Genomic DNA, 20,480 nt, shown 5'->3' with positions numbered 1-20,480 from the left:
GCTGGTGTTCTCCGCTGGTGTCCGAGGGGGGACTTGAACCCCCACGCCCGATAAAGGGCACTAGCACCTCAAGCTAGCGCGTCTGCCATTCCGCCACCCGGACAAGGTGTCTGTCGCGCTGGGTTTCCCCTGCGGCGACGTCGTAAACATTACCAGGCTTTCCGGGGTGGCTGATCACACCCCTCACGAGGCCCCGACCGCGGTGAACGCCGTGTGACGGACCGGGAGCGGTCTTGGGGAGGGGGTGGACTCGGGGGGAGGATGAGGGGGACCACCAGCGGCGACTGCGGAAGGAAGCGGCGTGAGGGACACGGGCACGGCCGAAGGCGTCACCGGCGAGGACGAGGTCGTCGACCTCTGCCGCGAGCTGATCCAGATCGACACCAGCAACTACGGCGACCACTCGGGGCCGGGTGAGCGCAAGGCGGCCGAGTACGTCGCTGGCAAGCTCGCCGAGGTGGGCCTCGAACCGAGGATCATCGAGTCGCACAAGGGCCGCGCCTCCACCGTGGCACGGATCGAGGGCGAGGACCCGTCCCGGCCCGCGCTGCTCATCCACGGCCACCTCGACGTGGTGCCGGCCAACGCGGCGGACTGGACCCACCACCCCTTCTCCGGCGAGATCGCCGACGGCTGCGTGTGGGGCCGCGGCGCCGTCGACATGAAGGACATGGACGCGATGACCCTCGCGGTCGTCCGCGACCGGCTGCGCGCCGGACGCAGGCCCCCGCGCGACATCGTCCTCGCCTTCCTCGCCGACGAGGAGGCCGGCGGGACCTGGGGCGCGCGTCACCTCGTCGACAAGCACCCCGAGCTGTTCGAGGGCGTGAGCGAGGGCATCGGCGAGGTCGGCGGCTTCTCCTTCACCGTCAACGAGCAGCTGCGCCTCTACCTGGTCGAGACCGCCCAGAAGGGCATGCACTGGATGCGGCTCACCGTGGACGGCACGGCCGGGCACGGCTCGATGACCAACACCGACAACGCGATCACCGAGCTGTGCGAGGCCGTCGGGCGGGTCGGCCGGCACAAGTGGCCGGTGCGGGTCACCAAGACCGTGCGGTCCTTCCTCGACGAGCTCTCCGACGCGCTCGGCGTCGAACTCGACCCCGAGAACATGGACGAGACCCTGGAGAAGCTCGGCGGCATCGCCAAGATGATCGGCGCCACCCTGCGCAACTCGGCCGCGCCCACCATGCTCGGCGCCGGCTACAAGGTCAACGTCATCCCGGGCCAGGCCACCGCGCACGTCGACGGGCGCTTCCTGCCCGGCCACGAGGAGGAGTTCCTCACCGACCTCGACCGGCTGCTCGGCCCCCGGGTGCGGCGCGAGGACGTGCACGCCGACAAGGCGCTGGAGACCGACTTCGACGGCAGCCTCGTCGACGCCATGCAGAGCGCCCTGCGCGCCGAGGACCCGATCGCGCGGGCCGTGCCCTACATGCTCTCGGGCGGCACCGACGCCAAGTCCTTCGACGACCTCGGCATCCGCTGCTTCGGCTTCGCCCCGCTGAAACTGCCGCCGGAGCTGGACTTCGCCGGGATGTTCCACGGTGTCGACGAGCGGGTGCCCGTGGACGGGCTCAAGTTCGGCGTGCGGGTGCTCGACCGGTTCATCGACGCGTCCTGAATTCGCCCACTGAAACGACACTTCAGTATTCGCCCGCGTGTGCCCGGCGTGACCGTGACGGGTGAATGCGCTCATCAGGTCGTAGCCCTATTAGTTCCTCCTCGTTACTGGTGATGCGATCAGCTACCTGGGATCGCATTGCCAACAAGGAGGAATAATGATCAAGAAGGTCGTCGCCGCTGCGGCTGCCACCGGTGGCCTGGTTCTCGCGGGCGCGGGCCTCGCCGTCGCCGACTCGGGTGCCCAGGGTGCAGCCGTGGGTTCCCCGGGCGTCCTGTCCGGCAACGTGATTCAGGTTCCCGTGCACGTCCCCGTGAACGTCTGCGGCAACACGATCTCGGTGATCGGCGTGCTGAACCCCGCCTTCGGCAACAGCTGCATCAACAAGTGACGCTGCCTTTCTAGGTTCGTCCACGCCGTCGGTCCCGAAGCGCGCGCCATGCGCTCCGGGACCGACCGGTCTTTTCACGTAGGTCCACGTGGGGGAAGGCAGGAATTCAGCAATGCGACAGGGCACCCGCAAGGGACTGATGACCGTGGCGGCGGCGACCGGTGTGATCGCCGCCGTCGGCGGCCACGCCCACGCCGACTCGGGCGCGAGCGGCTCCAGCGCGAACTCGCCGGGCGTGCTGTCCGGCAACACGGTCCAGGTGCCGGTGCACGTGCCGGTCGACGTCTGCGGCAACACCATCAGCGTCGTGGGCATCCTCAATCCCGCGATCGGCAACTCGTGCGCCGACCAGGGCGGGGGCCCGGGGACGCCGGGTGGCTACGGCGACGAGCACGAGTACGGCGGTTCCGGTGACCACGGTTCCCCCGGCGGCGGGGCGCAGGCGGACGGGCACACCGAGGGCTCGCCCGGCGTCGGCTCCGGCAACACGGTCCAGGTGCCGGTGCACGTGCCGGTCAACGTCTGCGGCAACAGCGTCAGCGTCGTCGGCGTCGGCAACGCGGCGGTGGGCGGCGACTGCGCGAACACAGCGGACGGCCACGGTCACACGACGCCGCCGGGCGGTGACGACGGGGGCTCGACCCCGCCGGGCGGCCCCGGGCAGCCCGGCACGCCGGGCGACGGCGGCACCGGCCCCGACAGGGGCGTGGACTCCAGTTCGGGCACCAGGGACGAGGCCGGCTCCGGCCGCGGGGACGACACCGGGTCCGGGAACGGCGCCCGCGGGGCCGTCACACAACTCGGCCGCGACTCCCGGCTCGCGCAGACCGGCAGCGGGCTGCCGATGGGCGCGGCCGCCTCACTGAGCGCGGGAGCGCTGCTGGCGGGCGCGGTCCTCTACCGCAGGGCGCGCGCCTCGGCATAGCGCGTCGTCGGCACAGCGCGTCGTCGGCACAGCGCGTCGGCGCAGCACGACGCCACGCACTGACCCGCGAACGGTGACGGAGCGGACCCCCCTATCCGGTGGGGTCCGCTCCGTTCCGTCCGTGGCGCCTCAGCTCACCACGTGGCCCGCACCTGGCGGATGATCCGCCGGCGCAGCCGCACCCTGCGACTGCCGTCGCGCAGCAGGCTGAGGCGGTGCAACTCCCAGTTCCCGTACTCGGCATGGTCCGTCAGCAGGCGTGTGGCGTCGTTGCGGGAGACCCCGCGCGGCACGTACACGTCGACAAATTCGTATTCCGGCATCGCATCTATTGTGCGGGCAACGCCCCGGTACGGATAGCGTCTGCCCTATGTCTGATGCTGAGCAGCCCACCGCTGCCGAGGTACGCGCCGCCGCCGAGGTGGTCAAGACCGCGCTCGACCGTCATCTCGCGGCGGTCGAACGCAGGTCGGGGGAGGACGACCCGGCTGTCTACGAGGCGTTCAACCAGCTGGCCGCGGCCGCGGAGGCGTACGACGAGCTGCTCTACGACCGTTACGACGAAGTCACGCCCTTCGAGATCCCCGGCGGGGAGGACACGCTGCCGCCGTACACGGGGCCCGAGGAGCCGAACGCGTTGAGCGTGCTGATCCGCCGCGACTACGCGGTGGCGGAGCCGCAGCGACTGCTGGCGCAGGCCGAGCGGATCGAGGCGGCGGACGCGGACAGCATCGACGCGGAGGCCGCGAACACGGTCCACGGGGCGCTGGGCATCCTCTTCGGGGAGTTCGAGCCGGACGAGATCGCCTCCCGGCACAAGGAGTTCGGCCTGGTGGAGGGCGACTCCACGCTGTGGGTGACGGCGGCCGAGGAGCCCGCCGAACCGGGGGAGTGGCTGGAAGCCCCGTTCGAGGCCGTCGATCCGCAGGGCGTGGTCTGCCGGTTCGACGTCAGCGCGGTGTTCGACGACGAGCCGGACGACGACGAGGACCACGACGACGAGGACGACGACGAGGACGAGCCGGACGGCGCCGGGGACCTCGACGACGAGCTGGACCTGGACGAGGACGAGGACCTGGAACCCCTGGAAGCGGACCGCCGCTGACCGGCCACGCGGCACCCGGGAGGCGGCGGCCACGGGGAGGACCCGCGTGGCCGCCGCTGCCCCTCGGTCCTCAGCCCTCCGCCGGCACCTGCGCCTCCAGCAGTTCCGGCAGGCGGGTCGTCCGGGGCCTGGGCAGCACCTCCGCGACCGCCCTCGGCAGGGCCTGGTCGACTCCGTGGACCACCGAGAGGTGGCGTTCCGCGCGTCCGAACGCGGTGTACACCCAGGGGCGGCTCAGCGCCTGCGCCGCATCGCCCGGCAGCACCACGACCACCGCGGGCCAGCGGGTACCCACCGCCTGGTGCGCGGTCAGGGCCCAGCCGTGCCGTACGGACTGTTCCACCCGCTCCTGCGGTACGACCACGGCCTCACCGGAACACGACAGGTGCAGTCCCCCGGCGTCGGCCTCGACCACCCGGCCCGGGAGGGTGCGGCCCGGCGCGGGGGAGTAGGCGACACGGTCACCGGGGTCGAAGCCGCCGAAGCGACCGGGGCCGGGATTGAGCCGTTCCTTCAGCGCGGCGTTCAGCGCCCGCGTCCCCGCCGCGCCCCCGTGCCCCGGTGTGACGACCACCGTCTGCTCCGCCGGCACACCGATCGCCCGGGGCACCGAGTCGGCGACGAGCTGCACGGTCCGGTGCACCGCCTCGCCCGCGTCCCGCACCGGGACGATCACGACCTCCTTGCCGGGTGCCTCGACCTCGAGGAGCTCGCCCGCGCCGACACCCGACACCAGCTCCCCGAGCGGTCCGGGATCCGGCCGCCGCGAGGCGACGCAGGGACACCGGCGCACCGCCAGCAGATCCGCGAAGACCCGCCCGGGACCGATGGACCACAGCACTGCGGGGTCCCCGGCCAGTACCAGCCGTGCCCCGTCCGGCAGCGACTCGACGAGCAGCGCCGCGGTCTCCACGTCGAGCTGGGGCGCGTCGAGGACGACCAGCAGATCGAGGTCGAGCGCGCCCTCGGCGTCCCGCCCCGGCCCCTCCGCCCCGGCCAGCAGCCCGGCGACGGTCGTCACGCCGGCCTCCGGCCCGGCCGGCAGCTCGGCGAACCGGTCCCGGCCGACGGGACCGTGTGCGACGGCCCAGACGCGCAGTCCGAGCCCACGCGCCGCGCGCACCAGCTCCGCCGCCTCGGTCCGCGAGGCCTCCCCGCCGGTGTGCAGCACCAGCCCGTGGGCGGCGACCGCCCGGATCAGCTCGGCGGCCGCCCCCTGGGCGCCGTCCGCCGCCCGCTCCCACGCCTCGCCGGAACCGTCCTGCCCGGGGGCGGAGTTGATCAGCCGGGCCAGACCGTCGGCCAGGCTCTCCTCGGCGAGCGCGTACCGCTCCAGCCCGACCAGGACCCGGACAGGGCGCTCCTCGCCCTCGCCGCCGGCCGCGTCGTCACCGGTCCCGTCGCCGACGGCGCTCTGGTCGTCCTCGTTCTCGTGTTCGTCCAGCCCGTCCTGGAAGGCCAGGGCGTCACCCTCGGCGAGCGCCGCCTGCACGGCCTCCTCGGGAGCCGGAACCCCGCGCTGGGCGAGCGCGGCGGTCAGCGCGGGCATCTCCAGCGCGGTGTGCCCGGCCAGCGCCGCCTGTTCCAGGAGCCACACGGTCACCGCACGCCCCCGCCGCTCGTCACCGGGCCCGCACTCCGCCCCCAGCAGCGTCCGCGCGAAACCGTCGGCCTGCTCCGGCCGCACCCCGCCGACCCGCAGCAACTGCCACGGGTCGGCCCGCAACCGCTCCTCCGCCCCCTCACCGAGGACCGACGCGACCTGGGCGGCGAGGGCTTCGGGAGCGTCCCCCTCGCCCAGCACCCGGCGTACGCCCTCGACCGTTTCGGGCGCGGGCCCGCTCACCGCCGCGGGTGCCACGGCCTGCGTCCGCCGTACCGGCTCGGGAGCCTGCCGCCGGGGCGGTGGCTCCTCGAACACCGTCGTGGGCGGCTGAGCCCCGCTCTCCACCGCGCGCACCGCCGCGAGCAGTTCGGCCGCCTTGCCGCTGAGCTTCGCACCCGCGTCGACGGGCGCCTGCCTCTCCGCCCTGCGCCGCTCGATCCGCTCCCGCTCCAGCCGCTGCGCCGCCAGCTCGGCCTCGGCCTCCGACCGCCCACCGGCCCCGGCGTCCCCGGCCTCCGTTCCCGCGTCCCCGGCCTCCGCGGCCTGCGGCCGCCCCGGCTCGGCGTCCGCGGTGTCCTCGGCGGTCTCCGGCTCCGTGCTCACAGCGTGCTCCAGTCGTGATCGGGATAGCGGTGCACGGGCGCCGACACATCGTCGAGCGCCCGGCAGATCTCGTCAGGAAGACTAAGGGCCTCCACTGACAACGCCGCCATGAGCTGCCGCGCGTTGCGCGCGCCCACGACCGGTGCCGCGACGCCGGGCCGGTCCCGCACCCAGGCGAGGGCGACCTGGAGCGGTGTGACCGCCAGCCCGTCCGCCGCCGTGGACACGGCGTCCACGATGCGGCTCGCGGTGTCGTCGAGATACGGCTCGACGAACGGCGCCAGATGGTCGGAGGCGCCCCGGGAGTCCGGCGGCAGGGCGCCGCCCCGGTACTTTCCGGTCAGCACCCCCCGTCCCAGCGGCGACGACGGCAGCAGCCCGATGCCCAGGTCCAGCGCGGCCGGCAGCACCTCCCGCTCGACGCCCCGCTGGAGCAGCGAGTACTCCATCTGCGTGCTCGCCAGCCGGGTCCGCGTCCCGGGCGCGGCCAGCTGCCAGGTGGCCGCCTTCGCGAGCTGCCAGCCGCAGAAGTTGGAGATGCCCGCGTAACGGGCCCGCCCGCTGCTCACCGCCAGGTCCAGCGCTTGGAGCGTCTCCTCCAGCGGGGTCTGCGGGTCGAAGGCGTGGATGTGCCACACGTCGACGTAGTCCGTGCCGAGCCGGGCGAGCGAGGAGTCCAGCGCGGCGAGCAGATGCCCCCGCGACCCGTCGTACCGCCGGTCCGGGTCCGGCACGCTCCCGGCCTTGGTCGACAGCACCAGGTCCCGGCGCGGCACCAGTCCCTCCATCAGCCGGCCGAGCAGGTACTCGGACTCGCCGTTCCCGTAGACGTCCGCGGTGTCGACGAGTGTTCCACCGGCCTCCCAGAAGGTCTTCAGCAGGTCCGCGGCATCATGTTCGTCGGTGTCCCGCCCCCAGGTCAGGGTGCCGAGTCCGATCCGGGACACACGCAGGCCGGTACGGCCGAGATGCCTCTGCTCCATGTGCGCCGAGATTACTGGCCAGAGCTGGTGCCGTGGGTTGCCTGTGGACAACCGATGCGGGTGATCCGGGCCCGAGTTCGCGACCCGCGCGCCCGCGACGCCACCCGCGGCCTGGGCGATCCCCGTGCCCCGCGCTAGTGTCGGGGCCACAAGGGACGTTACTGATGAGTAAGGGGAAGGCCATGCAGCTCGGGATCAACCTCGGCTACTGGGGCGCCGGAATGGACGCGGACAATCTCGCCGTGGCCCAGGAGGCCGACCGCCTCGGCTACGCCGTCTGCTGGGCCGCCGAGGCGTACGGCTCCGACGCCGCCACCGTGCTCAGCTGGGTCGCCGCCCAGACTGAGCGCATCGACGTCGGCTCGGCCATCTTCCAGATCCCGGCCCGCCAGCCCGCGATGACCGCGATGACCGCGGCGACCCTGGACTCGCTGTCCGGCGGCCGCTTCCGTCTCGGCCTCGGCGTCTCCGGCCCGCAGGTCTCCGAGGGCTGGTACGGCGTCAAGTTCGACAAGCCGCTGTCCCGCACGCGCGAGTACGTCGAGATCGTCCGCAAGGCCATGACCCGCGAACGCCTCAGCCACGACGGTGAGCACTGGACCCTTCCCCTGCCCGGCGGCCCCGGCAAGCCGATCAAGCTCACCGTCCACCCGCAGCGCGAGCACATCCCGCTCTACATCGCCGCGATCGGCCCCAAGAACCTGGAGCAGACCGGTGAGATCGCCGACGGCGCCCTGCTGATCTTCCCGTCCGCCGACCATCTGGAGGACACCGCGATCAGGCACCTGCGCGCGGGGCGGGAGAAGGCCGGGAAGACCATGGACGGCTTCGACGTCTGCCCGACGCTGCCCCTCGCCGTCGGTGACGACAAGGACGTGACCGCACTCGCCGACACCTTCCGCCCCTACACCGCCCTGTACGTCGGCGGCATGGGCAGCGCCAAGCAGAACTTCTACAACCAGCTCGCCCGTCGTATGGGCTACGAGAAGGCGGCCGCCGAGATCCAGGAGAAGTACCTCTCCGGCGACAAGCAGGGCGCCGCGGCCGCCGTACCGCACGAGCTGATCGACCGGACCACGCTGCTCGGCTCCGTGGAGCGCGTCGCCGACCGGATGAAGGCCTACGCGGCGGCCGGGGTCACGACGCTGTCGCTGGCCCCCGCGGGCTTCACGCTGGAGGAGCGGCTCACCTCGCTGCGCGCCGGGTCCGAGGCGCTGGAGCGGGCCGGACTCGCGTAACGAGGCACGCACCGCCGAGGAGTTCCCTACGGCCGTGGTGGGGGCTCGGGGGTCTTCCCCGCCACGGCCGTCACGGGTAACAACGCGCCCGGCCGCGCGCGGTTACGCTTCCGGCGCGCGGCCGTCGGTCCGTCGTTCGGCGGAGTTGTCCCGCACACCTGTTGCCGTGGGGCCCCGGGGGCATTTGACTCGTTCTTTGCGGAATTCTGCAGAGAGGTGCTCTCAGATGCTTTCGGCCAAGAGTCTGTTCCAGGAGATCCTCGACCACGACGAGTCGTTCCGGCTGTTCTGCTCCATCGCGGCCAGCGGTGAGGCGCAGGGCGGCTGGGAGAACGCCCGTATCGCCGCGCTCGTGCCCGCGAGCGAGCGCGCCCTCGCCCCCAAGATCACCCGCCATGGCGCGGACGAGGACAAGCACGGGCGCATCTTCAACGCGCTGCTGAGGAAGCGCGGCCTCGAACCCGTCGAGGTCCCGCCGGAGACCGACTACACGATGCTCCTGGAGAAGCGGGGCATCGGCCTCGCGCACGAGAAGCTCAAGGCGGACCAGCCGCTCACCGTGCAGGACGTGATCACGTACCTCGCCCACAGCAGGGTCACCGAACAGCGCGCCGCCGAACAGATGGAGATGCTGACGAAGCACTTCTCGGACCACCCGGTGCTCGGCAGGGCGGTACGGATGATCTCCCACGACGAGGACAACCACCTCGCCTACACCCACGAGGAACTGCTGCGCTTCGCCGCAGCCGGGCACGGCCCCGACATCCAGCGCGTCCTGCGGGAGAGCGCGCTCGCCGAGATCCGCGTCTACCGGGACGTCAGCCTCGCGGTGATGGCCCACATGGGCCGCGTCCTCGGCTGGTCCCGCCCCAAGGCCGCGGTGCTCGCCTTCGGTATCCACGCCGTGTACGGGTACGAGCGGCTCGGCGGCTGGCGGCGCATGGTGAGTCTGACGATGCCGGAACGCCGCGACGCCCTCGGCGGCCCCGCCACGACCGCCCCCGAGTTCGCCTGAGCGGGTTCTCACATCCAGCCCCGCCGTTTGAACGTCCGGTAGAGGAGGACCTCCAGGGCGGCCATGACCGCGATCACCGCCGGATAGGCCCACACCCAGCGCAGCTCCGGCATGTGCTCGAAGTTCATGCCGTAGATCCCGGCGATCATCGTCGGGATCGCGGCCATGGCCGCCCACGCGGAGATCTTCCGCATGTCGTCGTTCTGCCGGACGCTCATCTGCGCCAGATGCGCCGACAGGACGTCCGACACCAGCCGGTCCAGGCCCTCGACGGACTCGTTCACCCGGGTGAGGTGGTCGTTCACGTCACGGAAGAAGGGCCGCGCCCTCGCGTCGACGAACGGCACGGGACTCCCCAGCGTGCCTGCCGCCGCCAGCCGGTTCAGGGGCATGCTCAACGGCCCGGTGGCCCGGCGGAACTCCATGATCTGCCGTTTGAAGCCGTAGATCCGCGACGCCGAGTGCCGTGAGCCGCCGCTGTCCGGCGAGAAGACCTCCGCCTCCAGTTCCTCCAGGTCGGTCTGCAACTCCGCCGAGACGGCCACGTAGTGGTCCACGGTCGCGTCGGCGATGGCGTACAGCACCGCAGTGGGACCCTTGCCGAGCAGCTCCGGCTCCTCTTCCAGCCGGTGGCGCACGGGGGCCAGCGGAGAGCCCGTGCCGTGCCGTACGGTCACCACGAAGGCGTCCCCGAGGAAGATCATGACCTCGCCGGTGGAGACGGTGTCGCTCTCCGGCTCGTAGACGACCGGCTTGAGGACCATGAACAGGGAGTCGTCGTAGATCTCCAGCTTGGGTCGCTGGTGCGCCTTCAGGGCGTCCTCGACGGACAGCGGATGCAGCACGAAGTCCTCGGTGACCAGCGCGAACTCCCGCTCGCTGGGCTCGTGCAGGCCGATCCACACGAATCCGCCGACCGCCCGCGCCTCGGCGAGGGCGTCCGACAGGTCCTCGGGGACCTCCGTGCGATGTCCGTCACGGTAGATGGCACAGTCGACGATCACGGAGCGTATTCTCCCGTCGCCGCCGGGACCTCGCACCGGGACGTGCGCCTACCCTGGGCCGCATGCCCACGCTGATCCTCGTCCGGCACGGACGTTCCACCGCCAACACCGAGGGACTGCTCGCCGGCCGCACGCCCGGCGTCGCCCTCGACGAGCGCGGCACCGCACAGGCCGCCGCACTGCCCGACCGGCTCGCCGGACTGCCGGTCTCCGAGGTCGTCACCAGCCCGCTGCAACGCTGCCAGGAGACCGTACGGCCCCTGCTCGAGGCTCGCCCCGGGCTGCGCGCGCACACCGAGGAGCGGATCGGAGAGTGCGACTACGGCGACTGGTCCGGTCGCAAGCTCGCCGAGCTCAAGGACGAGCCGCTCATGGAGGTGGTGCAGGCCCATCCCACGGCGGCCGCGTTCCCGGGCGGCGAGTCGATGCGGGAGATGCAGCACCGGGCCGCCGAGGCGGTGCGGGAGTGGAACGCGCGCGTGGAACGCGATCACGGCGCCGACGCCGTGTACCTCATGTGCTCGCACGGGGACATCATCAAGTCCCTCGTCGCCGACGCACTCGGACTTCATCTCGACCTCTTCCAACGGATCTCCGTGGAACCGTGTTCCATCACCGCGATCCGTTACACCCGTCTCAGGCCGTTCCTCGTACGCCTCGGCGACACGGGCGACCTCGCGTCCCTGGCGCCCCGCGAAGAGCCCCCGGGCGGGGACGCACCGGTGGGAGGCGGTGCGGGCGCACCGTGATCGTCCGCCGCAGTAGGGTGAAGCGGTCGCAGTAACGCCGTACTGGTCCGCGGCCGAGCGTCCGCACGGCGGCCGGTCGGTCAACGAAGTCGATGTCGGCCCACGATCAATGGAGACAGGACGTGTCCCGTCAGGTGTTCCTCTACGACCCCCCGGAGCGTTTCGTGGCCGGGACGGTCGGACTGCCCGGGCGGCGTACCTTCTTCCTCCAAGCCACCGCCGGCCCCCGGGTGACCAGCGTGGCCCTGGAGAAGACACAGGTCGCGGCGCTCGCCGAGCGCATGGACGAGCTGCTCGACGAGGTGGTGCGGCGCAGCGGCGGAAGCGCCGCCGTCCCGGCCGTGGCACCCGGCGAGATCGCCGACAGCGCCCCGCTGGAGACCCCGATCGAGGAGGAGTTCCGCGTCGGCACCATGGCGCTCGCCTGGGACGGCGACGAGCAGCGCATGATCGTCGAGGCCCAGGCGCTGGTGGAGCTCGACGCCGACACCGACGAGGACCTCGCCGAAGCCGAGGAGCGGCTCCTCCAGGACGAGGAGAACGGGCCCCCGATGCTGCGGGTCCGGCTCACCGGCGCGCAGGCCCGCGCCTTCGCCAAGCGCGCCCTCGACGTCGTCAACGCCGGCCGGCCGCCGTGCCCGCTGTGCAGTCTGCCGCTCGACCCGGAAGGACACGTATGCCCGCGCCAGAACGGATACCGCCGCGGAGCATGACCTCCGAGGAACTGCTCATCACCGGTGAGCTGACCGTGCGCGGACGCATCCGCGAAGCCTCCAACGCGGCCCTGTACTGCACCATCACCCAGGACGGGCAGGAGGCCACTTGCGTCTACAAACCCGTCGCGGGGGAGCGGCCCCTGTGGGACTTCCCCGACGGGACCCTCGCCGGGCGCGAGGTCGCCGCGTACGCCGTCTCCGAGGCGACCGGCTGGGGGCTGGTCCCGCCCACCGTGCTGCGTGAAGGACCCTACGGCGAGGGCATGTGCCAGCTGTGGATCGAGGCGCGGCCGGACGCCGAACTGCTCGCCCTGGTCGACGCCGAGGAGCCCGCGGAGGGCTGGAGGGCGATCGGGTTCGCCGAGGTCGGCGACGGCAGGACGGCGCTTCTGGTGCACGCGGACGACGAGCGGCTGCGCCGCCTCGCCGTGCTCGACGCGGTGATCAACAACGCCGACCGCAAGGGCGGGCACCTGCTGCCGACCGCCGAGGGGCGGCTGTTCGGCATCGACCACGGGGTCACCTTCAACGTCGAGAACAAGCTGCGCACGCTCCTGTGGGGCTGGGCCGGCGAACCGCTCACCGGCGAGGCCGTCACGGTCCTGGAGCGGCTCCAGGAGGAGCTGAAGGAGGGCGGCGCGCTCGCCGAGCGGCTGGGTGCGCTGATCACCGGCGCCGAGATCGAGGCCACCCGCGCGCGGGTCGGAGCGCTGCTCGCCACCGGTGTGCACCCGGAGCCCGACGGGCAGTGGCCGGCGATCCCGTGGCCGCCCGTGTGACGGCCACCGCCGCCGCACCGACAGGCATATCAGGGGAGTTGGCGCAAGGGTGCCTCGCCAGCCATCCGGCCTGGTCCGGTTCGTATACGGAACTTCAGTCCGGTTAGGCTCATGACATGCATGCCTGGCCCGCTTCCGAGGTCCCCGCCCTGCCTGGCAAGGGCCGCGACCTGAGGATCCACGACACCGCCACCGGGGGTCCCGTGACCCTCGACCCCGGTCCCGTCGCCCGTATCTACGTCTGCGGCATCACCCCGTACGACGCGACCCACATGGGTCACGCGGCGACCTACAACGCGTTCGACCTCGTGCAGCGCGTGTGGCTCGACACGAAGCGGCAGGTCCAGTACGTCCAGAACGTGACGGACGTCGACGACCCACTCCTTCAGCGTGCCGACCGCGACGGCCTCGACTGGGTCACCCTGGCCGAGCGCGAGACCGCGCTGTTCCGCGAGGACATGACCGCCCTGCGGATGCTGCCCCCGCAGCACTACATCGGCGCGGTCGAGGCGATACCCGGCATCGTCCCGCTGGTGGAACGCCTGCGCGACCTCGGCGCCGCCTACGAACTCGACGGCGACGTCTACTTCTCCGTCGACTCCGACCCGCACTTCGGCCAGGTGTCCCACCTGGACGCCGCGGCGATGCGGCTGCTCTGTGCCGAGCGGGGCGGCGACCCGGACCGCCCGGGCAAGAAGGACCCCGTCGACCCGATGCTGTGGATGGCGGCCCGTGAGGGCGAGCCGAGCTGGGACGGCGGCTCGCTGGGCCGCGGCCGGCCCGGCTGGCACATCGAGTGCGTCGCCATCGCCCTCGATCACCTCGGGATGGGCTTCGACGTACAGGGCGGCGGCTCCGACCTCGCCTTCCCGCACCACGAGATGGGCGCCTCGCACGCCCAGGTGCTGACCGGCGAGTTCCCCATGGCCAAGGCGTATGTGCACGCCGGGATGGTCGGCCTGCACGGCGAGAAGATGTCCAAGTCCAAGGGCAACCTGGTCTTCGTCTCCCAGCTGCGCCGGGACGGCGTCGACCCCGCCGCGATCCGGCTCACCCTGCTCGCCCACCACTATCGGACCGACTGGGAGTGGACCGACCAGGTCCTCCAGGACGCCGTGGAACGGCTCGGCCGCTGGCGGGCCGCCGTCTCCCGGCCCGATGGACCGGGCGCCGACCGGCTCGTCGAGGAGCTGCGTGAGGCGCTCGCCGACGATCTGGACTCCCCGGCCGCGCTGGCCGCCGTCGACCGCTGGGCGGCCGAGCAGCAGGAGACGGGTGGCACCGACGAGGGCGCCCCCGGAGTCGTGTCCCGCGCGGTGGACGCGCTGCTGGGCGTGGCCCTGTAGGACGGACGACCATGGGCCGCTCCCCGGGTGAGGGGAAGCGGCCCACGGTCCGTACACGGTCCTGCCCTATTCCTCGGACGAGTCCTCGTCCTCGCTGCTCGGCTTCGGCGGCCGCTTGTCCCGCAGGTACGGCGAGCTGTCCCCGCCGTCCGTGGCGTGTCCGCCCGGCGCGGTGCCGCCGCCGTCGCGGCGCCGCAGATACCGCTCGAACTCACGGGCGATGGCCTCGCCCGACGCCTCCGGAAGCTCCGCGGTGTCGCGGGCCTCCTCGAGCGTCTGCACGTACTCCGCGACCTCGCTGTCCTCGGCGGCGAGCTGGTCCACGCCCGTCTGCCAGGCCCGCGCGTCCTCGGGCAGCTCGCCCAGCGGGATACGCACGTCGATCAGGTCCTCCAGGCGGTTGAGCAGGGCGAGGGTGGCCTTCGGGTTGGGCGGCTGCGAGACGTAGTGCGGCACGGCCGCCCAGAGCGAGACCGCCGGCACGCCCGCGTGCGTGCACGCCTCCTGGAGGACGCCGACGATGCCCGTGGGGCCCTCGTACTTGGTCTCCTCCAGGTCCATGCGCTGCGCCAGGTCCGAGTCCGAGGTGGTCCCGCTGATCGGTACGGGACGCGTGTGCGGCGTGTCACCGAGCAGGGCGCCCAGGATCACCACCAGCTCCACACCGAGCTCGTGCGCGAAGCCGAGCAGTTCGTTGCAGAACGAGCGCCACCGCATGGACGGTTCGATACCGCGGACCAGGACCAGGTCACGCGGTTTCTCGCCGCCGACCCGGACCACCGACAACCTGGTCGTCGGCCAGGTGATCTTGCGTACGCCGGCGTCCATCCACACCGTGGGCCGGTTGACCTGGAAGTCGTAGTAGTCCTCGGCGTCGAGCGCCGCGAACACCTCGCCCTTCCACTCCCGCTCCAGATGCGCGACCGCGGTGGAGGCGGCGTCGCCGGCATCGTTCCAGCCCTCGAACGCGGCCACCATGACCGGGTCGATCAGCTCGGGAACCCCCTCGAGCTCGATCACCCAGCGCCTCCTTCCGACGTGCCCTCGCCTGACGTCCCCACCTTACGGCGTGCGACGGGGGCGCCCGCAGCCCCCTTGCACGGGGGAGTGAACGGATCACTGCCCCGTTCGCCCGCCCCGGACACCCCGCGATTCATCCGAGCTGTCCCCCTTTCGCGCCTGTCTCGCACACGCTTGCTGACAGTGAGCTGCGCAGCCACTGCTCCACACTCGCGATGTGCACCGTGGCCCAGGAGCGTGCCGCCTCCGCGTCCCGGGCGCGCAGCGCGGCGAGGATGGCCCGGTGCTCGTGCAGGGTGCGGCTCACCGCGTCCCGCTGGGTCAGGCCGCGCCAGATCCGGGCCCGGGTGGTCGGCCCGGAAAGACCGTCGAGCAGTGAGCACAGCACCGAGTTGCCGGACGCCTGCACGATGCCGCGGTGGAACTCCAGGTCGCAGGCGACGAGTTCCTCGACCGAGGGCTCGGTGCCCAGTGCCTCCAACTGGGCGGTGAGAGCGACCAGTTCCCGCTCGGTGATACGCGGGGCCGCCATCGCCGTCGCGGCCGGTTCCAGGATGCGGCGCACGGCCAGGAACTCCAGCACGGTGTCGTCGCGGTGGAAGTCGACGACGAAGCTCAGCGCCTCCAGCAGCAGTTGGGGGTCCAGGCTGGTGACGTACGTGCCGTCGCCCTGGCGGACGTCCAGGATGCGGATGAGCGACAGCGCGCGTACGGCCTCACGCAGGGAGTTGCGGGACAGGCCCAGGCCGGCGGCGAGTTCGCTCTCCTTGGGCAGCCGGTCGCCGGGCCGCAGCGCTCCGGAGACGATCATTCCCTTGATCTTCTCGATCGCCTCGTCCGTCACTGCCATGGCCGGCCTCCCTGTCGCCCAGACCTCCGAGGTCTTCGCCCATTATGGGGCTTCACCAGGAGCGACGGCCCGAGGCGCCGTACCGGCCGCGGGCATGCGAAGGGGCGGCTCCGTCGGCGTGGAGCCGCCCCTTTCGCGCCGCGGCGGCTACTTCCGGTCGAGCAGGTCCTGGACCTTCGCGCGGACGTCGTCCGTGGCCAGACCGCGGATCGTCAGGGTCGTGCGGCGGCGCAGCACGTCGTCCGCCGTCTCGGCCCACTCGTGGTCCCGGGCCCAGACGACCTGCGCCCAGATCTCCGGGGCGTCCGGGTGCACGCGCCGGGCGAGCTCCGGGTCGTCGTTGGCGATGCGGGCGATGTCGAAGGCCAGCGAACCGTAGTGCGTGGCCAGGTGCTTGGCGGTGTCCGCCGCCATCCGCGGGCCGGGGGCCGGGCCGTCGACCAGGAGCCGGTGGGCGACCGCGCGCGGGTTGGCGACACCGGGCAGCGGCAGCCTCTTCGGCAGCGACGAGACCGGCTCGAAGTCCTCGCCCAGCGGGTTGCCGGGCAGCGATTCCAGCTTCCTCATGATCGTGCGGCCGATGTGGCGGAAGGTCGTCCACTTGCCGCCCGCGACGGACAGCATCCCGCCGCGTCCCTCGGTGACCACCGTCTCCCGCTTGGCCTTGGCGGTGTCGCCGGGGCCGCCCGGCAGCACCCGCAGACCGGCGAACGCGTAGGTGATCAGGTCCCGGTCGAGCTGCTGGTCGCGGATGGAGTACGCGGCCTCGTCCAGGATCTGGGACGTGTCCTGCTCGGTGACCGCGACGTCCGCCGGGTCACCGTCGTACATCTCGTCGGTGGTGCCGAGCAGCAGCATGTCCTCCCAGGGGAGGGCGAAGGTGATGCGGTACTTGTCGATCGGGGTGGCGAGCGCCGCCTTCCAGGGGGCGGTGCGCTTCAGGACCAGATGCGCGCCCTTCGACAGGCGGATGGACGGGGCGGCGTTCGGGTTCTCCATCCGGCGCAGGTGGTCGACCCAGGGGCCGGTCGCGTTCAGCACCAGGCGGGCGTCGACGCCGAACTCGTCGCCCGACAGACGGTCCCGCAGCTCGGCACCGGTCACCCGGCCCCGGGTGAAGCGCAGGCCGGTGACCTCGGCGTGGTTGAGGACGGCGGCGCCCGACTCGACGGCCGCGCGGACCGTCATCAGGGCCATCCGGGCGTCGTTCATCTGGTCGTCGCCGTACACGGCCACGGCCTTGAGGTTCTCGGTGCGCAGCTCGGGCACGTCCGCCTGCGCCTTGGCGGGGGAGAGCAGATGGCCCACGCCGTCACCGAACGCCGACAGCATCGAGTAGGCGAAGACACCGGCGCCGAGCTTCGCGGCGCCGTGCGGGCCGCCCTTGTACACGGGGAGGTAGAAGGTCAGCGGGTTCGCCAGGTGGGGAGCCACCTGGCGGGAGACCGCACGGCGCTCGAAGTGGTTCTCCGCCACCAGCTTCACCGCGCCGGTCTGCAGGTAGCGCAGACCGCCGTGGAGCAGCTTGGAGGAGGCGGAGGAGGTGGCTCCGGCGAAGTCGCCGGCGTCCACCAGAGCCACCCTGAGTCCGGACTGCGCGGCGTGCCAGGCGGTGGAGATGCCCAGGATGCCGCCGCCGATCACGAGAAGGTCGTACGACGCCTTGGAGAGCTGTTCCCGGGTCTCGGCGCGGCTGGGGTTCGAGCCGGAAGCCGGGTGCGTACCCAGGGCAGGCACGGACTGCAGGGTGGACTGGCTGGTCATGTCGGGTGATAACTCCTCGTCAGCCGACGGTGCGTCGGCTCTCGTCGGATCAGCTCTCGTCTTCGTCGAGCCAGCCCATGGTCCGCTCGACGGCCTTGAGCCAGCTCTTGTACTCGCGGTCGCGCTCGGCCGCGTCCATGCGGGGCGTCCACTCGGCGGCCCGCCGCCAGTTGGCGCGGAGGTCGTCGGTGTTGTTCCAGAAGCCGACGGCGAGACCGGCGGCGTAGGCGGCACCGAGGCAGGTGGTCTCGGCGACCATCGGGCGCACCACGGGGGCGTCCAGGAAGTCCGAGAGGGTCTGCATCAGCAGGTTGTTGGAGGTCATGCCGCCGTCGACCTTGAGGGCCGTCAGCTCCACGCCGGAGTCCTTCGTCATGGCGTCGGCGATCTCCCGCGTCTGCCAGGCGGTGGCCTCCAGCACGGCGCGCGCGAGGTGCGCCTTGGTGACGTACCGGGTCAGGCCGGCGATCACACCGCGGGCGTCGGAGCGCCAGTACGGGGCGAACAGGCCGGAGAAGGCCGGCACGAAGTAGGCGCCGCCGTTGTCCTCGACGGAGAGCGCGAGGGTCTCGATCTCGGCGGCCGTCGAGATCAGGCCCATCTGGTCGCGCATCCACTGCACCAGCGAACCGGTGACGGCGATCGAGCCCTCGAGGGCGTAGACCGGCTTCTGGTCGCCGATCTGGTAACCGACGGTGGTCAGCAGCCCGCTGTAGGAGTTGATGATCTTGTCACCGGTGTTCATCACCATGAACGTGCCGGTGCCGTATGTCGACTTGGTCTCGCCCTCGGAGAAGCAGGTCTGGCCGAACAGGGCCGCCTGCTGGTCGCCCAGCGCCGAGGCGACCGGGATGCCGCCGAGCAGGTCGCCCAGCTTGCCGCCGGTGATCTCGCCGTAGACCTCGGCGGAGGAGCGGATCTCCGGCAGCATCGCCAGCGGGACGCCGATGGACTCGGCGATCTTCTCGTCCCACTGCAGGGTGTGCAGGTTCATCAGGAGGGTGCGCGAGGCGTTGGTGACGTCGGTGACGTGGTGGCCGCCGTTGACGCCGCCGGTCAGGTTCCAGATGACCCAGGTGTCCATGGTGCCGAAGAGGATGTCGCCCGCCTCGGCGCGCTCCTTCAGGCCCTCGACGTTGTCGAGCAGCCAGCGGGCCTTGGGACCGGCGAAGTAGGAGGCGAGGGGAAGGCCGGTCTCGCGGCGGAAGCGGTCCTGGCCGACGTTGCGGCCGAGTTCGCGGCACAGGGCGTCGGTGCGGGTGTCCTGCCACACGATGGCGTTGTGGACGGGCTCACCGGTGTTCTTGTCCCACAGCACGGTGGTCTCGCGCTGGTTGGTGATGCCGATGGCCTTGATGTCGTCGCGGGTGATGCCGGCCTTCTCGATGGCTCCGGCGACGACCTCCTGGACGTTGGTCCAGATCTCGTTGGCGTTGTGCTCGACCCAGCCCGGCTTCGGGAAGATCTGCTCGTGCTCCTTCTGGTCGACGGAGACGATCCTGCCGTCCCGGTCGAAGACGATGCAGCGGCTGGAGGTCGTGCCCTGGTCGATGGCTGCGATGAAGGGGCCGGCCGTGTGGGCGTCGGTCACTGTGTGCTCCTGGGGGTTCGTGAATGTCCGGGGCTGTGCTCAGGGCGTGGTTCCTGTCGCGCGGAGCGGCCGGGGCCGCTCCGCGCGAACCCGTTCTAGACGAACGCGAGGTTGTACAGTCCGGCGGCCGCGGCACCGCCGAGCAGCGGGCCGACCACGGGGATCCAGGCGTAGCTCCAGTCGGAACCGCCCTTGTTGGGCAGGGGAAGCAGGGCGTGCACGATGCGCGGGCCGAGGTCGCGGGCGGGGTTGATGGCGTAACCGGTCGGGCCACCCAGCGACAGGCCGATGCCGACCACGACGAGGGCGGTGATCAGTGCGCCCAGGGTGCCGAGACCGTTGCCGTTGTCGTTGAGGCCCTGGGTCAGGACGGCGAGGACCAGGACGAAGGTGCCGATGATCTCGGTGGCGAGGTTCATCGCCACATTCCGCACCTCGGGTCCGGTGGAGAAGACGCCGAGCACCGGGCCGGCGCCCTTCTCCCGCGCCTCGACCGCCTTGGTGCCGGCGGCTCCGACGATCTCGCTGTCGGTGAGGTGCGCGTGGAACTGGCCGTAGTAGGCGATCCAGACCAGGGCCGCGCCGATCATGGCGCCGAGCAGCTGACCGCCCCAGTAGACCAGGATGTTCGACCAGTCGTCGTTCGCGATCGCGAGGCCGAGGGTGACGGCCGGATTGAGGTGCGCGCCGGAGAGGGGCGCGGAGATGTACACGGCGGTCAGTACCGCGAAACCCCACCCGAAGGTGATCGCGAGCCAGCCGGCGTTCCGTGCCTTGGAGGCCTTGAGCACCACGGCGGCGACGACGCCTCCGCCGAGGAGGATGAGTATGGCGGTACCTATGGTCTCGCCGATGAAGATGTCGGAGCTGGACACCCGCGACTCCTTTGTCCTGTCCAGGGGAGTAGAACCCCGCGTCCCTTCCGGGGTCCGTCGGCCCTTGGCGTCATCACACTCTAGCGCGTAGTGCCGTTAGGTGTTCGACAATGCCGACCGATGGACGGGAGTCTTGCTCCGGCGTTACGCGCAGTCAAGAGGTCTCTTGCCGAAAGCGCGATGGTGGTGGGTTGTGTTGAGTTATGAACCCATCGATGCGGTACGTCGATCTATGACCAATATGTTCTGTTTTGGTCATACCGGCAGCCGGAACGCCCCACGGCATCCCGGTC

Annotated in this window: 19 protein-coding genes and 1 tRNA gene; 10 read left to right on the top strand and 10 right to left on the bottom strand. The window is 71.6% G+C overall.

Features of this window, described 5'->3' with window-relative positions; translation table 11 throughout:
- Positions 1 to 15 precede the first annotated feature (15 nt).
- Positions 16 to 103, bottom strand: a tRNA-Leu gene (locus ACWCPM_RS08465).
- 198 nt (positions 104 to 301) lie between these two features.
- Here ACWCPM_RS08465 and ACWCPM_RS08460 point away from each other — a divergent pair.
- From ACWCPM_RS08460 to ACWCPM_RS08450, 3 genes are all read left to right on the top strand, one after another.
- On the top strand, positions 302 to 1,627 hold the full coding sequence (locus tag ACWCPM_RS08460; protein ID WP_450975355.1) for a M20/M25/M40 family metallo-hydrolase: 1,326 nt from the start codon (positions 302 to 304) through the stop codon (positions 1,625 to 1,627).
- Positions 1,628 to 1,784: 157 nt separating this feature from the next.
- Positions 1,785 to 2,018 (top strand): chaplin ChpH, encoded by a 234-nt coding sequence (chpH, locus tag ACWCPM_RS08455; RefSeq protein ID WP_450975354.1) that lies wholly within the window; start codon positions 1,785 to 1,787, stop codon positions 2,016 to 2,018.
- Positions 2,019 to 2,130: 112 nt separating this feature from the next.
- Entirely contained in the window at positions 2,131 to 2,943 is an 813-nt protein-coding gene (locus ACWCPM_RS08450; RefSeq protein WP_450975353.1) for a chaplin, read from the top strand.
- Between the two features lie 134 nt (positions 2,944 to 3,077).
- Here ACWCPM_RS08450 and ACWCPM_RS08445 read toward each other — a convergent pair whose 3' ends face one another.
- Positions 3,078 to 3,266, bottom strand: a complete 189-nt coding sequence (locus ACWCPM_RS08445; RefSeq protein ID WP_450975352.1) for a DUF5703 family protein — start codon at positions 3,264 to 3,266, stop codon at positions 3,078 to 3,080.
- Positions 3,267 to 3,313: 47 nt separating this feature from the next.
- Between ACWCPM_RS08445 and ACWCPM_RS08440 the strand changes: the two genes are divergently transcribed.
- Complete coding sequence (locus ACWCPM_RS08440) at positions 3,314 to 4,048, top strand: hypothetical protein (RefSeq protein WP_450975351.1); 735 nt, start codon at positions 3,314 to 3,316, stop codon at positions 4,046 to 4,048.
- Between the two features lie 70 nt (positions 4,049 to 4,118).
- Here ACWCPM_RS08440 and ACWCPM_RS08435 read toward each other — a convergent pair whose 3' ends face one another.
- Positions 4,119 to 6,257 carry a helix-hairpin-helix domain-containing protein gene (locus ACWCPM_RS08435; protein WP_450975350.1) on the bottom strand — a complete coding sequence of 713 codons (2,139 nt, stop codon included), beginning with the start codon at positions 6,255 to 6,257 and terminating at the stop codon, positions 4,119 to 4,121.
- Entirely contained in the window at positions 6,254 to 7,240 is a 987-nt protein-coding gene (locus ACWCPM_RS08430; RefSeq protein WP_450975349.1) for an aldo/keto reductase, read from the bottom strand. Before ACWCPM_RS08430 ends, ACWCPM_RS08435 begins: the two co-directional genes overlap by 4 nt.
- Before the next feature lie 182 nt (positions 7,241 to 7,422).
- On the opposite strand from ACWCPM_RS08430, the gene ACWCPM_RS08425 reads away from it, so the two are divergent.
- Both ACWCPM_RS08425 and ACWCPM_RS08420 read left to right on the top strand, forming a co-directional pair.
- On the top strand, positions 7,423 to 8,478 hold the full coding sequence (locus tag ACWCPM_RS08425; protein ID WP_450975460.1) for an LLM class F420-dependent oxidoreductase: 1,056 nt from the start codon (positions 7,423 to 7,425) through the stop codon (positions 8,476 to 8,478).
- 226 nt (positions 8,479 to 8,704) lie between these two features.
- Positions 8,705 to 9,493: a ferritin-like domain-containing protein gene (locus ACWCPM_RS08420; RefSeq protein ID WP_450975348.1), complete on the top strand. Its 789-nt coding sequence runs from the start codon at positions 8,705 to 8,707 to the stop codon at positions 9,491 to 9,493.
- Between the two features lie 8 nt (positions 9,494 to 9,501).
- Here the strand turns inward: ACWCPM_RS08420 and corA are convergent, their stop codons facing one another.
- A complete protein-coding gene (gene corA / locus ACWCPM_RS08415) occupies positions 9,502 to 10,497 on the bottom strand; it encodes a magnesium/cobalt transporter CorA (protein WP_450975347.1) in 996 nt (331 codons plus the stop codon).
- A 62-nt stretch (positions 10,498 to 10,559) separates the two neighbouring features.
- Between corA and ACWCPM_RS08410 the strand changes: the two genes are divergently transcribed.
- From ACWCPM_RS08410 to mshC, 4 genes are all read left to right on the top strand, one after another.
- Entirely contained in the window at positions 10,560 to 11,246 is a 687-nt protein-coding gene (locus ACWCPM_RS08410) for a histidine phosphatase family protein (protein WP_450975346.1), read from the top strand.
- Positions 11,247 to 11,368: 122 nt separating this feature from the next.
- Complete coding sequence (locus tag ACWCPM_RS08405) at positions 11,369 to 11,959, top strand: DUF3090 domain-containing protein (protein WP_450975345.1); 591 nt, start codon at positions 11,369 to 11,371, stop codon at positions 11,957 to 11,959.
- Complete coding sequence (locus ACWCPM_RS08400; RefSeq protein ID WP_450975344.1) at positions 11,923 to 12,741, top strand: SCO1664 family protein; 819 nt, start codon at positions 11,923 to 11,925, stop codon at positions 12,739 to 12,741. The genes ACWCPM_RS08405 and ACWCPM_RS08400 overlap by 37 nt, the downstream gene beginning before the upstream one ends.
- A 116-nt stretch (positions 12,742 to 12,857) precedes the next feature.
- Positions 12,858 to 14,087, top strand: a complete 1,230-nt coding sequence (mshC, locus tag ACWCPM_RS08395; protein ID WP_450975343.1) for a cysteine--1-D-myo-inosityl 2-amino-2-deoxy-alpha-D-glucopyranoside ligase — start codon at positions 12,858 to 12,860, stop codon at positions 14,085 to 14,087.
- Between the two features lie 66 nt (positions 14,088 to 14,153).
- On the opposite strand, the gene ACWCPM_RS08390 is transcribed toward mshC, so the two are convergent.
- The 5 genes from ACWCPM_RS08390 to ACWCPM_RS08370 all read right to left on the bottom strand — a co-directional run bounded on the left by ACWCPM_RS08390 (position 14,154) and on the right by ACWCPM_RS08370 (position 20,187).
- Positions 14,154 to 15,107: a PAC2 family protein gene (locus tag ACWCPM_RS08390; protein WP_450975342.1), complete on the bottom strand. Its 954-nt coding sequence runs from the start codon at positions 15,105 to 15,107 to the stop codon at positions 14,154 to 14,156.
- Positions 15,108 to 15,240: 133 nt separating this feature from the next.
- Entirely contained in the window at positions 15,241 to 15,957 is a 717-nt protein-coding gene (locus ACWCPM_RS08385) for a FadR/GntR family transcriptional regulator (RefSeq protein WP_450975341.1), read from the bottom strand.
- Positions 15,958 to 16,104: 147 nt separating this feature from the next.
- Positions 16,105 to 17,721 (bottom strand): FAD-dependent oxidoreductase, encoded by a 1,617-nt coding sequence (locus tag ACWCPM_RS08380; RefSeq protein ID WP_450975340.1) that lies wholly within the window; start codon positions 17,719 to 17,721, stop codon positions 16,105 to 16,107.
- Positions 17,722 to 17,770: 49 nt separating this feature from the next.
- Entirely contained in the window at positions 17,771 to 19,312 is a 1,542-nt protein-coding gene (gene glpK, locus ACWCPM_RS08375; RefSeq protein ID WP_450975339.1) for a glycerol kinase GlpK, read from the bottom strand.
- A 95-nt stretch (positions 19,313 to 19,407) separates the two neighbouring features.
- Positions 19,408 to 20,187: an MIP/aquaporin family protein gene (locus tag ACWCPM_RS08370; protein WP_450975338.1), complete on the bottom strand. Its 780-nt coding sequence runs from the start codon at positions 20,185 to 20,187 to the stop codon at positions 19,408 to 19,410.
- Positions 20,188 to 20,480: the final 293 nt, after the last annotated feature.

The sequence above is a fragment of the Streptomyces sp. NPDC002309 genome, from assembly GCF_053593375.1.
Note: the sequence above shows the minus strand (reverse complement) of the source record. Positions and strands in the feature narration are given on the sequence as shown.